Genomic DNA, 14,381 nt, shown 5'->3' with positions numbered 1-14,381 from the left:
GTTTTCGGTCGCCGCCTAACATTTATTCATGCCCGCGGCCCCAGCGATTCGCTGGGGCCGCGGCCTTTTTGTGTTTTGCGAACGAGTAGTACCCCGGCAGACCGGGACCTTCGCCCAGGCGGAGTGTTCCGGGATGTCGGACAATGGAGATGGTGCGCGGCCAGGAGGCCGGCGCCGAAACCGCGTGACGGCAGCGGAGTTGCTCAGTCCGCGGTGGAGCTGAAGCAGCAGAAGGAGTCACCACGATGTCGAACCAGCCCCAGGACCGTCCCGAGCGTCGATCGGACGACGGCCGAGGCTACGAGCCCCGGTCCCGTGGGGGCTGGTCGAACGACCGTGGCGGCGCCCGTCGTGACGACCGCCCCTCCGGTGGCGGCTTCAACCGCGACCGTGACGACCGTCCGCGTCGTGACGACCGCCCCTCCGGTGGCGGCTTCCGTCGTGACGACCGCCCCTCGGGCGGTGGCTTCAACCGTGACCGTGGCGACCGCCCCTCGGGTGGTTTCAACCGCGATGACCGTGGCGGCTTCCGTCGTGACGACCGCCCCTCCGGTGGCGGCTTCAACCGCGACCGTGGCGACCGCCCGTCCGGTGGTGGCGGTTTCCGTCGCGATGACCGTCCGAGTGGCTTCAACCGTGACCGTGACGACCGTCCGCGTCGTGACGACCGCCCGTCCGGTGGCGGCTTCAACCGCGATGACCGCGGTGGCGACCGTGGTGGCTTCCGTCGTGACGACCGCCCCTCGGGCGGTGGCTTCAACCGTGACCGTGGCGACCGCCCCTCGGGTGGTTTCAACCGCGATGACCGTGGCGGCGACCGTGGTGGCTTCCGTCGTGACGACCGCCCCTCGGGCGGTGGCTTCAACCGTGACCGTGGCGACCGCCCGTCCGGTGGTTTCAACCGCGACGACCGCAGCGGCGACCGTGGCGGCTACCGCGGCAACCGCGACGACCGCCGTGACGACCGGGGTGGCTACGACGACCGTCGCGGCAACTACGAGCCCGTCAAGCGCCTGCCGATCCCGGAGGACGTCACCGGCTTCGAGCTGGACGGGGACGTGCGCCAGGAGCTCAAGAGCCTTCCCAAGACGCTCGCGGACGACGTCGCCCGCAACCTGGTGATGGTGGCCCGCCTGCTCGACACCGAGCCGGAGGAGGCCTACCAGTTCTCCCGCGTCGCGCTCCGTCTGGCCTCCCGCGTGGCCGCCGTCCGTGAGGCGGCCGGTTTCGCCTCCTACATGACGCAGCGGTACTCCGAGGCGCTGACCGAGTTCCGTGCCGCCCGTCGGATGACCGGTCGTGCGGACCTGTGGCCGGTGATGGCCGACTGCGAGCGCGGTCTGGGCCGTCCGGAGCGGGCCCTGGCGATGGCCGGTGAGCCCGAGGTGAAGCAGCTGGACAAGGCCGGCCAGGTCGAGATGCGTCTGGTCTCCGCCGGCGCCCGCTCCGACATGGAGCAGTTCGACGCGGCCGTGGTGACCCTGCAGAGCCCGGAGCTGGCTTCCAGCGCCGTGCACCCGTGGACCGCGCGTCTCCGGTACGCCTACGGCGAGGCGCTGATCGCGGCCGGCCGTGGCGACGAGGCCCGTGACTGGTTCGCGAAGGCGGCCGAGGCCGACACCGAGGGCACGACCAACGCGGCGGAGCGCCTGGCCGAGATCGACGGTGTGGAGTTCGTGGACGCGCTCGACCCGGAGATGGCCGAGGAGGAGTTCGAGCAGGCCGACGCCCCGGCGAAGAAGCGCGGCGGCGAGGCCTCCGACGACCGCGTGATCTTCGAGGACGAGGAGAACGTCGAGGAGTACTACGACGAGGACGACCTCGAGATCGACGAGGAGTTCGACGGCGTGGTGCCCGCGCGCGCCACCGAGGCCAAGGACGAGGCCAAGGACGAGCCGAAGGCTGACGCCGAGGCCAAGGGCGACGCCCGCAGCTGAGCGGTTCCGACCGACGAGTGAGGCCCTGCCCGCTTCCCCTGAAATTCAAGGGGAAGCGGGCAGGGCCTCTTCGCGTTTCGGCGGGGGAACCTAGCCCAGTTCGAGGTTGCGCAGCACCAGTCCGGTGGCCGGCTTCGGCCCGAAGGAGGTGGACTTGCGCGGCATGGTGACGCCCTGTTCGGCGAGTCTGCGGACCACGCTCTCCCGGACCGGGTGCAGCAGGACGGCGGTGCCGCCGGTGCGCGCGGCCTCCTGCTCGGCGGCTGCGGCGGTGTGCAGGTAGCCGATGTCGTCCGGGCCGTCGGGGACGTGCCAGGTGCGGTCGAGCAGGGTGGCGTGCAGGACGGTGGCGTCCAGATGGCGCCACTCCTCGGGCCGGTCGTGCGGCACGGTGGCGTCGAGCAGTGCCTCCTCGGGCTCGCCGAGCAGCCAGTACACGCCGTCCCCGCCGGTCAGTATGAAGCCGTTGCCGCCGTGCCGTTTCTGTTCGGCGAGGGCCTGGAGGGCGGCGGTCAGCGGGCCGGGGACCTCCTTGACCTTCCACTGGTCGCCGAGCCTCTCCAGCGCCTCGGCCACCGGCAGCCGGTACAGCACCCGGTGGATGGCCCGGACCCGCAGCGGGTAGCGGGCGGTGTCCACCAGGAGCACCAGGCCGCGGTCCCACGGGCTGCGCGGCAGGTGGCGGTGCTCGCGCTGGAGGCGGAGGTACATCTCCCAGCGGTGGTGGCCGTCGGCGATCAGGGCCCGGCAGGTGGCGAGGTCGCGGCTGATCTCGGCGATCTCGGCGGGGTCGGCGACGGCCCAGAGGCGGTGGTGGGTGCCGTCGCTGGTGGCCGTGGAGAGCAGTGGCTCGCCCTGGACGGTCCGCTCGATGACGCCGGAGGCGCCGCCGCTGCCGCGGTAGGTGAGCAGCAGCGGTTCGAGGTTGGCCCGGGTGGTGCGCATCAGGCCGACCCGGTCGGCGACCGGCCGCGGCATCACGTCCTCGTGGGGGAGGACCACGCCGGCCTCGCGACCGCTCACCGCGAGGGCGCCGATCAGCCCGCGTTGGAGCAGCTCGGGGGAGTCGCCGGTGGCTGGCACGCGCTGCTCGTAGACGTAGAGCGCGGGCGCCGGGTCGGCGGCGAGGATCCCCTCGCGCTGCCAGGCGGCCAGGAGCCGGGCGGCGTGCCGGTACTTGGTGTCGCGGTCGGGCCGGTCGCCGGCGTCCTCGGGCTCGGGCCTGGGCAGGATCAGCCGGACCACGTTGTGCGGGTCGGCGGTCTCCAGGTCGAGCCGACGGCCGGGGTCGACGACGTCGTACGGCGGTGACATGACCGCAGCCAGCGCGCCGACCCGATCGGGGACGTAGCGCAGGCCTTGGAAGGGTGACAGGGACAGGCCTGCGGTGGCGACGTGCCCGGGATCGCCGGGGCCGCCCTCGGGAGTCTCGACTCCGTCTTCTGCACTGGGTGTGCTCATTCTGGGCATCGTAACCGGGTACGCGTTGTTGAGAGATCGGAATACCCGTGCTGACCTGTGGGACGGGTGTGCGACCGAGGGCGAGGTACCGCATGGACGACGGGCAGGAACGGCTGGACGGCAGCGGCCCGGCCGAGCAGGGCGGGTTGGACGGCGCCGGTGGCGGGGGTGCGCAGGTGCACGGCGGCGTGCCGGCGCAGGGGCGTTCCGGCGAGCCGACCGGGGACGTGTACGACTGGTTCCGGCGCGGCGGGAGGCTGCTGGCCCAGGGCAACGCGGCGGCCGCCGAGCAGTTGCTGGTCCGGGCGGCGGCGGCCGAGCCGCAGTCGCGCAGCATCCGGGAGACGCTGGCGCGGGCCCAGTTCGACACCGGTTCGTACGCGGCGGCGCTGGAGAACTTCCGGGCCGTCGCGCTGGCCGATCCGTCGGACGACTACGCTCAGTTCGGGTGGGGCGTCGCGGCGGCCCGGCTGGGCGACTTCGAGACGTCCGCCGAGCACCTGGCGCTGGCCGTGGCCATGCGGCCGGGCACCGAGCACTACCAGGCGGCGCTGCGGCAGACCAGGGCGACCCTGGCGGCCCGCGCCGGGGCGTTCGGGCCGCTGCTGCCCGGGGCACCCGGGTACCTGGCGCCCCCACCGGGCCCGGACGGGGCGCCGACGGGCGACGCCGGTGCGGACGACGAGGTCTGACCGGCTCGGGGCCCACCGGCTCAAGGGCCGACCCGCTCGGGGGCACCCGAGGAAGCGAACGACGCAGTGAATGAGGTAGCGCAGCCATGACCGCACCGACCACCACCGTGCGACGGACCGCCCCCGGCGGCAGCGAGCAGCCGTTGACCGAGGCGTACGACACGGCGCTGCTGGACCTGGACGGCGTGGTCTACGCGGGCCCGCACGCGATCGAGCACGCCGTGGACGCGCTGGCCGCCGCCCGGACGGCCGGGATGCGGCTCGCGTACGTGACCAACAACGCCTCCCGCCCGCCGCGGGTGGTGGCCGAGCACCTGACCGGGCTGGGCGTGCCGGCCGAGCCGGCCGACGTGATCAACTCGGCGCAGGCGGCCGCCCGGGTGGTCGCCGAGCAGGTGCCGGCCGGGGCGAAGGTGCTGGTCGTGGGCGGTCCGGGGCTGGAGGAAGCACTGGCCGAGCGCGGGCTGGTCGCCGTCCGCTCGCTGGCCGAGGAGCCGCTCGCGGTGGTCCAGGGCTACGACCCGTCGGTCGGCTGGGCGCAGCTGGCGGAGGCCGCGTACGCGGTGCAGCAGGGGCTGCCGTGGGTGGCCTCCAACACCGACCTGACCATCCCGACCGCGCGTGGCATCGCGCCCGGCAACGGGACGCTGGTGGCGGCGGTGCGGGCGGCCGCCGGGGTGGACCCGGTGGTGGCGGGCAAGCCGCAGCCGCCGATGCACCGGGAGACCGTGCTGCGGACCGGCGCGCGGCGGCCACTGGTGGTCGGCGACCGACTGGACACCGACATCGAGGGCGCGTTCAACGGCGGGGTGGACAGCCTGCTGGTGTTCACCGGGGTGACCACCCCGGCGCAGCTGCTGGCGGTCCCGGCCGAGCACCGGCCGACCTACCTGTCGGCGGACCTGCGCGGGCTGCTGGAGCCGCACCCGGCGGTCACGACCGGGGCGGACGGCTTCGGTTGCGGCGGCTGGGTCGCGTCGGCCGCCGGCGGCGTGCTGCGGCTGGACGGCGGCGGGGACCGCTGGGACGGTCTGCGGGCGCTGTGCGCGGCGGCGTGGACGGCGCTGGACGCGGACGGCGCACCGGCCGACGGGCGCAAGGCCCTGGCCGAGCTGGGGTTCTGAGCCGCCGCACGGCGCTCAGGGCGAGGGCGGTCGGGGCCAGGGCGCTCAAGGCGAGGGCGGTCGGGTCCGGAGTATTCGGGGCCAAGAGGGAAGGACCACGGCGGCCGGGTTCAGAGCAGGGTGCGCAGCCGCAGCAGGTCGCGGAAGCCCGCCTCCAGCCGGATCCGGCCGCCCGCCCAGGCGGACGCGAAGTTGAGCCCGCCGAAGACCACGGCGACCAGGTCGTCGCTGCTCATGGTGAGCCGGATCGCCGCCTTCTCGGCCGGGGCGCCGGGGGCCGAGGCGAGGTCGTGGATCCGGCCGTCGCGCAGTTGGCCGGTGAAGGTCAGGTCGAGGTCGGTGATCCGGCAGCTGAGCGAGCGGTCGAGGGCGGCCGCCTTGCGGACGTCACCGGTGGACTTCGCCATGTTCCGGCTGAGCTGTTCCAGCGCCTCGCGGCACTCCTCGGCGTTGGCCATGGCGGTGGTTCCCCTCCCTGGGTTCCCTGGTGGTTGCGGCAGGTGACGGCGATGGTCCCTGCCGGGCCACGGTACCGCAGGCGGGTTTTGGCGGTAGCGTCGTCCGTGGGGTGCCCGGATCGGCCCGGGCACCGACGGCGACGGAGCGATGCGCGCAGGCGCTAAGGAGGCACCCGGATGCTGCCGAGGACGGTGCGGGGAGTGGTGGAGGTCGCCGCCGGGCTGGCGGAGGAGGTCGGCAAGCGGGTCGTCGGGACGGCGGCCGTGATCCTGGAGCGGACCGGGGTCGACGTCACCGAGGTCGAGCGTCGGCTCGGCGGGCAGTTCCCGCCGTCGGCGAAGACGCTGCAGACGCTGGCGGAGGAGGCGGTCACCGCCGGGCGGGCCGGGGTGGACCTGGCCGTCGGGGTGGCGCGCGGCGAGGTGGAGAAGGCCTTCGAGAAGGTCGGCGACCAGGTGATGAAGGTCGGCGTGGTGCTCGCCTACCTGGAGAGCAAGCTGCGCGAGGTCGAGGAGGAGGCCGAGCCCGCGGTGCGGTCGGCCGGGGTCGACGAGGCGGCGGAGCCGACGCCGGCGCCCCGGGCGGACGACCTGTTCGGGCGCGGCTGGGAGCGGGCGGACGAGCAGCCGGCGGCCCCGGCGGCGGGGGAGCCGATAGTGGCCGAACGGGTGGAGGTGGACGAGCCGGTCGAGGTCGACCCGCCCGTCCCGCCGGTACGGCCGTCGCTACCGGGGAAGGCCGCCGCGAAGCGGACCCCGGTGAAGAAGTCCCCGGCGACGGAGCAGACCTCGACGGAGAAGGCCCCGACGGAGAAGGCCCCGACGGAGAAGGCCCCGGCGGCGGGCCGGGCCGGGGCGAAGAAGTCCCCGGCGAAGAAGGCGGCCGCCAAGAAGCCGGTGGCCAAGAAGACGGCCGCCAAGAAGACGACCGTGCGCAAGACGGCCGTCAAGAAGACCGCCACCGCGCAGCAGGCCGCCGCCGAGCCGGCCGCGCAGCCCAAGGCGCCCGCGAAGCGCACGGCGACGAAGAAGACCACCGTCCGCAAGGCCACCAGCACGAAGAAGCCCGATGACCGGACCAGCTGAAGCCGTCGAACCGCTCGGCGTGGAACAGACCCCGACCGGCCACCCCGTGGTGGACGCCGGGCTGGCCCGGCTGGAGGCCCTGGACGGGGTCCCGGCCGAGGCACACGTCGAGGTGTACGAAGATGTTCACCAGCGGCTGGCCGACACGCTGGCCGCGCTCGACCAGGAATGACCCTGGAACGACCCGCAGGACTCGTAGGAGCTGAAACACCAGTGGCAGTGGCACGACGCCGACTCGACGCGGAGCTGGTCCGCCGCAAGCTGGCCCGGTCGCGTGAGCACGCGTCCGAGCTGATCGCGGCCGGCCGGGTGACCGTCGGAGGCACCACCGCGACCAAGCCGGCCACCCAGGTGGAGACCTCGGCGGCGGTCGTGGTGGCCAAGGACGACAACGACCCCGACTACGTCTCGCGCGGCGGGCACAAGCTGGCCGGGGCGTTCGCCGCCTTCGTCCCGCAGGGCCTGGTGGTCGAGGGCCGCCGGGCGCTGGACGCGGGCGCCTCCACCGGCGGCTTCACCGACGTCCTGCTGCGGGCCGGCGCGGTCGGCGTGCTGGCGGTGGACGTCGGCTACGGGCAGCTCGCGTGGTCGCTGCAGAGCGACGAGCGGGTGACGGTGATGGACCGCACCAACGTCCGGGAGCTGACCCTGGAGCTGATCGGCGGCACCCCGGTCGACCTGGTGGTCGGCGACCTGTCGTTCATCTCGCTGGGCCTGGTGCTGCCCGCGCTGGCCGCCTGCGCGGCCGGGGACGCGGACCTGGTGCTGATGGTCAAGCCGCAGTTCGAGATCGGCAAGGAGCGTCTGGGCAGCGGCGGGGTGGTGCGCAGCCCCCAGCTGCGTGCCGAGATGGTGCGCCAGGTCGCCGGGCAGGCGTGGGAGCTCGGGCTGGGCGTGCGCGCCGTCACCGCGAGCCCGCTGCCGGGCCCGTCCGGGAACGTGGAGTACTTCCTGTGGCTGCGCCGGGACGCCCCGCAGCTGGATCCCGCCGAGGCGGACCGGGCCGTCGCGGAGGGGCCCCGATAGGGTGCTGTGGGGGCGTCCGGTCCGTCATGCTGTGTGACGCGGCCGTACCGGGGCCGAAGGCGACCCGGCAGGCGTGAGGGAGAGGGCAGCGGCATGAGCGATGAAGAACGTACGGTCTTCCTGATCGCGCACACCGGCCGGGCGGCGGCGCTGCGCAGCGTCGAGGCCCTGGTGCACGGGCTGCTGAAGGCGGGCATCCGGATCAGACTGCTCGCCTCCGAGGCGCTGGACCTGGACCTGCCGGACGGGGTCGAGAAGGTGGCCGGGGGTCCGGGCGCGGCGGACGGCTGCGAGCTGATCCTGGTCGCCGGCGGGGACGGGACGCTGCTGCGCGGGGCGGAGCTGGCCCGCGAGCACGGGCTGCCGATGCTCGGGATCAACCTGGGCCGGGTCGGGTTCCTCGCCGAGGCCGAGCGGGACGATCTGGCCGTGGTGGTCGAGCGGGTGGTCGACGCCGACTACGAGGTCGAGGAGCGGATGACGATCGACGTCATCGTCCGCACCAACGGCGATGTGGTGCACCAGGACTGGGCGTTGAACGAGGCGTCGATCGAGAAGGCGTCCCGGGAGCGGATGCTGGAGGTGGTGACCGAGGTGGACGGCCGCCCGGTCTCAAACTTCGGCTGCGACGGCGTGGTGTGCGCGACGCCGACCGGTTCCACCGCGTACGCGTTCTCCGGCGGCGGCCCGGTGGTGTGGCCGGAGGTGGAGGCGCTGCTGATGGTGCCGATCTCCGCGCACGCGCTGTTCGCCCGCCCGCTGGTGACCTCGCCGGATTCGGTGCTGGCCGTCGAGGTGCAGCCCAAGACCCCGCACGGCGTGCTCTGGTGCGACGGGCGGCGCACGGTCGAACTGCCCGCCGGCGCACGGGTGGAGGTCCGCCGGGGGCAGACCCCGGTGCGCCTGGCCAGACTGCACCGGGCGCCGTTCACCGACCGGCTGGTGGCCAAGTTCGCGTTGCCGGTGACGGGTTGGCGCGGGCGGGCGAACACCCACTGCTGACGGCACGTCAGGCCGCTGGTCAGATCGCCAGCGGCGGGGTGTCGCCGGGCGGCCCGTACCGGCCGCCCGCCGTCGCCCGGGCGGCGGTCTCGGCGAGCCGCTGCACGGCGGCGGGGACGGCCGGGGCCGGCACGGTGAGCGGGATCCGGACGTGGTGCTCGAACGCGCCGTCCGAGCCGAACCGGTTGCCCGAGGCGATCCGCACCCCGGCGCGTTCCCCGGCCCGGGCCAGCGCCGCGCCGGACAGCCCGCCGGTGGACACCCAGAGCGAGAGCCCGCCGGGCGGTGGCGTGAACGACCAGCCCGGCAGGTGCTCGGGCAGTGCGGCGGCGAAGGCGTGCGCCGTCGCCCGCAGCCGGTCCAGCTGGTGCGCCCGGACGGCGGGCAGCGGCTCGCCCAGCAGTTCGGCGGCGATCAGCTGCTCCAGGACCGGCGTGCCGACGTCGCTGTAGACCCGGTCGGCGGCCAGCCGGCGCACCAGCGCGGGCGCGGCCCGGACCCAGCCGATCCGCAGGCCGCCCCAGAGCAGCTTGCTGGCCGAGCCGACGGTGACCACCTGGGCGGACCGGTCCAGCGCCGCCATCGGGCGCGGCAGCGGGACGGACTCCGGTACGCCCCAGCCGAGTTCGGCGGTGGTCTCGTCGACCAGGACGACGCTGCCGGCGGCCCGGGCGGCGGCCAGCAGCTCGCGGCGCTGCTCCTCGCCGATCAGTGCGCCGGTCGGGTTGTGGAAGTCGGGGATCACGTAGGCGACCTTGGGCGCGGCCCCGCGCAGCACCCCGCGCCACTCGGTGAGGTCCCACTCGGGCTGGGGGCGGTAGCCGTACGGCACCGGCACCAGGCGGGCGCCGGTGATCCGGAGCGCCTGGAGGGTGTGGGCGTAGCTGGGCGCCTCGACGGCGACCCGGTCGCCGCGGCCGATCAGCGCCCGCTGGACCAGGTGCAGCCCGCCCATCGCGCCGGTGGTGACGAGGATCTGGTCGGGGGTGGTGGGCAGGCCGCGCTGGGTGTAGCGGCGGGCGAGGGCCTCGCGCAGCACCGGGACGCCGGTGGGGTAGTGGCCGTGCCCGGCGGCGTAGCAGGGCAGCTGCTCGACGGCCCGGACGGCGGCCTCGCCGAGGAAGGGCTGCGGGGCCGGCAGGGCGGCGACGCCGAGGTCCAGGGTGCGGCCCTGCTCGTCCGGGGGGACGGGGTGCAGCGCGTCGCTGGGCGGCGGGGCGCCGTCGGGCAGGGTGGTCCAGCTGCCGGCGCCGCGGCGGCTGAGCAGGTAGCCGTCGGCGCGCAGGGTCTCGTAGGCGGTGGCGACGGTGGTGCGGCTCAGCTCCAGGGCGCCGGCGAGTTCGCGCTCTGCGGGCAGCCGGGCGCCGACCGGCAGGCGGCCCTCGGTGACCAGCAGCCGGATCTGCCCGGCGAGGGTCCGGTAGGCGGGGCGGCGGGCGGTGGCCGGCTCGGGCAGCCGGGCGGCGGCGAGCAGCCGGGCGAGCGCGGGCGGGGTGACGGTGGTGTGCCAGTCGGCCAAGGCTGATCAGTCCACTTGCTCGAAATTGGCCCTGGAGCGGGCTCTATTGGCCTGACCATCATGGCAGTGCGGCCGTCGAGTCCGCCACCGCCGGGGCCGCCCGGGGTGCAGCACCACCCGCAGGAGCGCCCGATGGCCACCACGACCACGCCCACGACCACGCCCACGCCCACGCCCGAACCCGCCCCGGAGGCCGCCCGGCCCCCGCTCGCCGCCCGGGTGCTCGGCGACACCCACGCCCTGGGCCGCCGGATCCCGCAGCTCGCCGTCGGCCTCTACCTGTACGGCGCGAGCATGGCGCTGATGCTGCGCTCCGGCCTCGGCCTCGACCCGTGGGACGTCTTCCACCAGGGCCTGCAACGCGTCGCCGGCCTCTCGGTGGGCACCTGGGTGACCATCTGCGGCGCCCTGGTCCTGCTGCTGTGGATCCCGATCCGCCAGCGCCCGGGCGTCGGCACCGTCGCCAACGTGCTGGTGCTGGGCGCCTCGATGGACCTCACGCTGCGGCTGGTCGACGGCCCGCACGGGCTGCCCGCCCGGATCGCGCTGATGGCCGCCGCGATCCTGCTCAACGGCCTGGCCACCGGCCTCTACATCGGTGCCCGCCTGGGCCCCGGCCCGCGCGACGGCCTGATGACCGGCCTGCACCGGCGCACCGGGCGTTCGCTGCGGCTGATCCGCACCGGCATCGAGGTGACGGTACTGGCCGCCGGCGTCCTGCTGGGCGGCACCGCCGGGGTCGGCACGGTCGCGTACGCACTGGCGATCGGCCCGCTGGTGCAGATCTTCCTGCCGTGGTGCACGGTGCCGGGACCCGGGCAAACGCCCCGGAAGGGGTGAACTTCCGGGCACGGAGTTGCCGCGCGGCGTTGCCGCTCGTCGCGCGCCGGGGGTGGAACCTCGTAAGGTCGTCTCCGTGTTGGACGAGATGCGGATACGGGATCTTGGGGTCATCGACGACGCGGTGGTCGAACTCGCCCCCGGCTTCACCGCCGTGACCGGTGAGACCGGCGCCGGAAAGACCATGGTCGTGACCAGCCTCGGCCTGCTGCTCGGCGGCCGCGCCGACCCGGGCCTGGTGCGCAACGGGACCGGACGCGCCGTCGTCGAGGGCCGGCTGGAGCTGCCCCCCGGCTCCCCGGCGGCGATCCGCGCGGCCGAGGCCGGGGCCGAACTGGACGAGGGCGCCCTGCTGATCAGCCGGACCGTCTCCGCCGAGGGCCGCTCCCGGGCGTACGTCGGCGGTCGGGCCGTCCCGGTGGGGCTGCTCACCGAACTCGGCGAGGAACTGATCGCCGTGCACGGCCAGACCGACCAGCAGCGGCTGCTGCGCCCGGCCCGCCAGCGCGGCGCGCTGGACCGTTACGCGGGCGAGGCGGTGGCCGAGCCGCTGGCCCGCTACCGGGAGACCTACCGGAGCCTGCGCGAGGTCTCGGCCACCCTGGAGGAGCTGACCACCCGGGCCCGTGAGCGCGCGCAGGAGGCCGACCTGCTGCGCTTCGGCCTGGACGAGATCGCCGCCGCCGAGTCGGTGGCCGGTGAGGACACGGAGCTGGCCGCCGAGGCCGAGCGGCTGGGCCACGCCGACGCGCTGTCCTCCGCCGCGACCCTCGCCCACGCCGCCCTGGCCGGCGACCCGGCCGACCCGGAGGCACTGGACGCGGGCACCCTGCTCGCGCAGTCCCGCCGCGCCCTGGACGCCGTGCGCCACCACGACGAGCGCCTCGCCGGCCTCGCCGACCGCCTCAACGAGGTCGGCTACCTGCTCGCCGACGTGGCCGGCGACCTGGCCGGCTACGCGGACGACCTGGACGCCGACCCCGTCCGGCTCGCCGCCGTCGAGGACCGCCGGGCCGTCCTGGCCCAGCTGCTGCGCAAGTACGGCGGCCCGGAGAACTCCCTCGCCGAGGTGCTCGCCTGGGCCGAGGCCGGCTCCGCCCGGCTCGCCGAACTCGACGGCGACGACGACCGGATCGACCAGCTCGGCGCCCAGGAGACCGCGCTGCGGGCCGAGTTGGCCGAGCTGGCGGCCGAGGTGTCGGGCGCCCGGCAGGCCGCGGCCGGGCGTTTCGCCGACGCCGTCTCCGCCGAACTCGCCGAACTGGCGATGCCGCACGCCCGGGTGACCTTCTCGATCGCCCAGGTCGACGACCTGTCGGGGATCGAGGTCGACGGCCGCACCGTCGCCTACGGCCCGCACGGCGTGGACGAGGTCGAGGTGCTGCTCGCCCCGCACCCCGGCGCCCAGCCCCGCCCGATCGCCAAGGGCGCCTCCGGCGGTGAGCTGTCCCGCGTGATGCTTGCTGTCGAGGTGGTCTTCGCGGGCGCCGACCCCGTCCCCACCTACCTGTTCGACGAGGTGGACGCGGGCGTCGGCGGCAAGGCCGCGGTCGAGATCGGCCGCCGGCTGGCCAAACTGGCCGAATCCGCCCAGGTCGTGGTGGTCACCCACCTGCCGCAGGTCGCCGCCTTCGCGGACCGGCACCTGGTGGTGGAGAAGACCAACGACGGCACCGTGACCCGCAGCGGCGTCAAGGTGCTGAACGACGAGGAGCGGGTGCGCGAACTCTCCAGGATGCTGGCGGGCCTGGAGGACTCCGAGCTCGGCCGGGCCCATGCCGAGGAACTGCTGGCCGCCGCCCGGGCCCCGCGCCACCGCTAACGCGGGTCCGGCAACCCCCGGCTGGACCTGCTGCGACAGGCCCTGGCCGGGGCGTCCGACCCACCGACAGGGCCGGGTGGCCCTTGCGGACGGAAGGCGACGCGCCCCCGGTGGCGCCGACTGTCCAAGAGGGCCGCCGACCTGGCATGGTGGCGGCTGGACACTGGCTTTCCAGTCCCGAGCGCCGCCGACGGGCAACCCTCGCGAAGCGGCGCGCGAACCTGATCGAGTCGGATGCGAGAGAACGTGGACCATTCCGCCGCCCGGGCCGCCGCTGCCACCCCAGAACCGGGGCAGCTGCACGTGGTACTCGTCCTGGCCGCCAGCACCGGCGGTATCGGTGCCCACGTGCGCTCCCTGGCGCAGGGCCTCGTCGCGCACGGCGTGATCGTCACGGTGTGCGCCCCGGCCGGCACGGACGCGCTGTTCGGCTTCTCCCGCACCGGCGCCAGGTTCCACACCGTCGACATCACCCCCACCGCCGGCGCCCGCAGTGACGCCGCCGCGATCGGCGAGCTGCGCCGGGCCTTCACCGGCGCCGACGTGGTGCACGCGCACGGGCTGCGCGCCGGGCTGCTCGCCGACCTCGCCCTGCGCACCGCAGGCCGCTTCCCGGGCCTGCGCCCGGAGACCCCGCTGGTGGTCACCTCCCACCACGCGCTGCTGGCCACCGGCCTGGAGCGCCGCCTGCAGCGGCTGATGGAGCGCCGGGTCGCGCGCGCCGCCGACCTCGTCCTCGGCGCCTCCTCCGACCTGGTCGCCCGGGCCCGCGAGCTGGGCGCCACCGACGCCCGGCTCGGCCCGGTGGCCGCCCCGCCGATGCCCGAGGGCCGGCTCGACCGGGCCGCGGCGCGCGCCGCGCTGCTCGGCGACGGCCCGGACCGGCCGCTGGTGCTGGCGGTCGGCCGGCTCGTCCCGCAGAAGGCCTTCGGGCTGCTGCTGGACGCCACCCGCGAGCTGTCCGTGCTGGACCCGGAGCCGCTGCTGCTGCTCGCCGGGGACGGGCCGGAGGCGGACGGGCTGCGCGAGCGGGTCGCCGCCGAGAAGCTGCCGGTGCGGCTGCTCGGCTTCCGCACCGACGTGCCCGACCTGCTGGCGGCCGCCGACGTGGTGGTGGTCGCCAGCCGTTGGGAGGCCCGCTCGCTGGTGGTGCAGGAGTCGATGCGGGCCGGCGTGCCGGTGGTCGCCACCGCCGTCGGCGGGATCCCCGAGCTGGTCGGCGACGCGGCCGTGCTGGTGCCGGCCGGCGACCCGGTCGCGATCGGCGGGGCGGTGCGCGGGCTGCTGGCCGACCCGGCGGGCCGCGAGCGGCTGGTGGCGGCCGGCCGGCAGCAGGCCGAGACCTGGCCGGACGAGGCCGCCACCGTCGCCCAGGTGCTCAGCACCTACGACGAGCTGGTCCAGCGGGACTAGG

At 75.2% G+C, this 14,381-nt stretch carries 13 protein-coding genes and 1 pseudogene; 11 read left to right on the top strand and 3 right to left on the bottom strand.

Annotation, left to right across the window (positions count from 1 at the left end; all coding sequences use genetic code 11):
* Window positions 1–224: 224 nt before the first annotated feature.
* Both ACFWPI_RS17010 and ACFWPI_RS17005 read left to right on the top strand, forming a co-directional pair.
* Window positions 225–986: pseudogene (locus tag ACFWPI_RS17010) on the top strand (hypothetical protein); the annotation flags it as partial.
* A 72-nt stretch (window positions 987–1,058) separates the two neighbouring features.
* Window positions 1,059–1,937, top strand: a complete 879-nt coding sequence (locus tag ACFWPI_RS17005; protein ID WP_380379796.1) for a hypothetical protein — start codon at window positions 1,059–1,061, stop codon at window positions 1,935–1,937.
* 90 nt (window positions 1,938–2,027) lie between these two features.
* Here the strand turns inward: ACFWPI_RS17005 and ACFWPI_RS17000 are convergent, their stop codons facing one another.
* A complete protein-coding gene (locus tag ACFWPI_RS17000) occupies window positions 2,028–3,398 on the bottom strand; it encodes a DUF1015 family protein (RefSeq protein ID WP_079135935.1) in 1,371 nt (456 codons plus the stop codon).
* 92 nt (window positions 3,399–3,490) lie between these two features.
* On the opposite strand from ACFWPI_RS17000, the gene ACFWPI_RS16995 reads away from it, so the two are divergent.
* A complete protein-coding gene (locus ACFWPI_RS16995; protein WP_380379772.1) occupies window positions 3,491–4,090 on the top strand; it encodes a tetratricopeptide repeat protein in 600 nt (199 codons plus the stop codon).
* Between the two features lie 86 nt (window positions 4,091–4,176).
* A complete protein-coding gene (locus ACFWPI_RS16990) occupies window positions 4,177–5,214 on the top strand; it encodes an HAD-IIA family hydrolase (protein WP_380379775.1) in 1,038 nt (345 codons plus the stop codon).
* A gap of 110 nt (window positions 5,215–5,324) precedes the next feature.
* Here the strand turns inward: ACFWPI_RS16990 and ACFWPI_RS16985 are convergent, their stop codons facing one another.
* The gene (locus tag ACFWPI_RS16985) at window positions 5,325–5,672 is read right to left on the bottom strand and encodes a sterol-binding protein (protein ID WP_380379778.1); all 348 of its coding nucleotides are present in this window, start codon (window positions 5,670–5,672) and stop codon (window positions 5,325–5,327) included.
* Window positions 5,673–5,849: 177 nt separating this feature from the next.
* Here ACFWPI_RS16985 and ACFWPI_RS16980 point away from each other — a divergent pair, with 177 nt between their 5' ends.
* From ACFWPI_RS16980 to ACFWPI_RS16965, 4 genes are all read left to right on the top strand, one after another.
* A complete protein-coding gene (locus ACFWPI_RS16980; RefSeq protein ID WP_380379781.1) occupies window positions 5,850–6,758 on the top strand; it encodes a histone H1-like repetitive region-containing protein in 909 nt (302 codons plus the stop codon).
* Window positions 6,742–6,930 carry a hypothetical protein gene (locus ACFWPI_RS16975; RefSeq protein ID WP_063349645.1) on the top strand — a complete coding sequence of 63 codons (189 nt, stop codon included), beginning with the start codon at window positions 6,742–6,744 and terminating at the stop codon, window positions 6,928–6,930. Before ACFWPI_RS16980 ends, ACFWPI_RS16975 begins: the two co-directional genes overlap by 17 nt.
* Complete coding sequence (locus ACFWPI_RS16970; protein ID WP_380379784.1) at window positions 6,927–7,784, top strand: TlyA family RNA methyltransferase; 858 nt, start codon at window positions 6,927–6,929, stop codon at window positions 7,782–7,784. Before ACFWPI_RS16975 ends, ACFWPI_RS16970 begins: the two co-directional genes overlap by 4 nt.
* Window positions 7,785–7,877: 93 nt before the next feature.
* Window positions 7,878–8,786, top strand: a complete 909-nt coding sequence (locus ACFWPI_RS16965; RefSeq protein WP_063349647.1) for an NAD kinase — start codon at window positions 7,878–7,880, stop codon at window positions 8,784–8,786.
* A gap of 19 nt (window positions 8,787–8,805) precedes the next feature.
* On the opposite strand, the gene ACFWPI_RS16960 is transcribed toward ACFWPI_RS16965, so the two are convergent.
* Window positions 8,806–10,305 carry a PLP-dependent aminotransferase family protein gene (locus ACFWPI_RS16960; protein ID WP_380379787.1) on the bottom strand — a complete coding sequence of 500 codons (1,500 nt, stop codon included), beginning with the start codon at window positions 10,303–10,305 and terminating at the stop codon, window positions 8,806–8,808.
* 132 nt (window positions 10,306–10,437) lie between these two features.
* Between ACFWPI_RS16960 and ACFWPI_RS16955 the strand changes: the two genes are divergently transcribed.
* From ACFWPI_RS16955 to ACFWPI_RS16945, 3 genes are all read left to right on the top strand, one after another.
* Complete coding sequence (locus tag ACFWPI_RS16955) at window positions 10,438–11,145, top strand: YitT family protein (protein WP_380379790.1); 708 nt, start codon at window positions 10,438–10,440, stop codon at window positions 11,143–11,145.
* A gap of 88 nt (window positions 11,146–11,233) precedes the next feature.
* A complete protein-coding gene (gene recN, locus ACFWPI_RS16950) occupies window positions 11,234–12,967 on the top strand; it encodes a DNA repair protein RecN (RefSeq protein WP_380379798.1) in 1,734 nt (577 codons plus the stop codon).
* Between the two features lie 234 nt (window positions 12,968–13,201).
* Complete coding sequence (locus ACFWPI_RS16945) at window positions 13,202–14,380, top strand: glycosyltransferase family 4 protein (protein WP_380379792.1); 1,179 nt, start codon at window positions 13,202–13,204, stop codon at window positions 14,378–14,380.
* Window position 14,381 lies beyond the last annotated feature (1 nt).

The organism is Kitasatospora sp. NPDC058492 (assembly GCF_042720685.1).
Taxonomy (GTDB): Bacteria; Actinomycetota; Actinomycetes; order Streptomycetales; family Streptomycetaceae; genus Kitasatospora.
The sequence above is the reverse complement of the archived record's forward strand: the minus strand, read 5'-3'. Positions and strand labels throughout refer to the sequence as shown.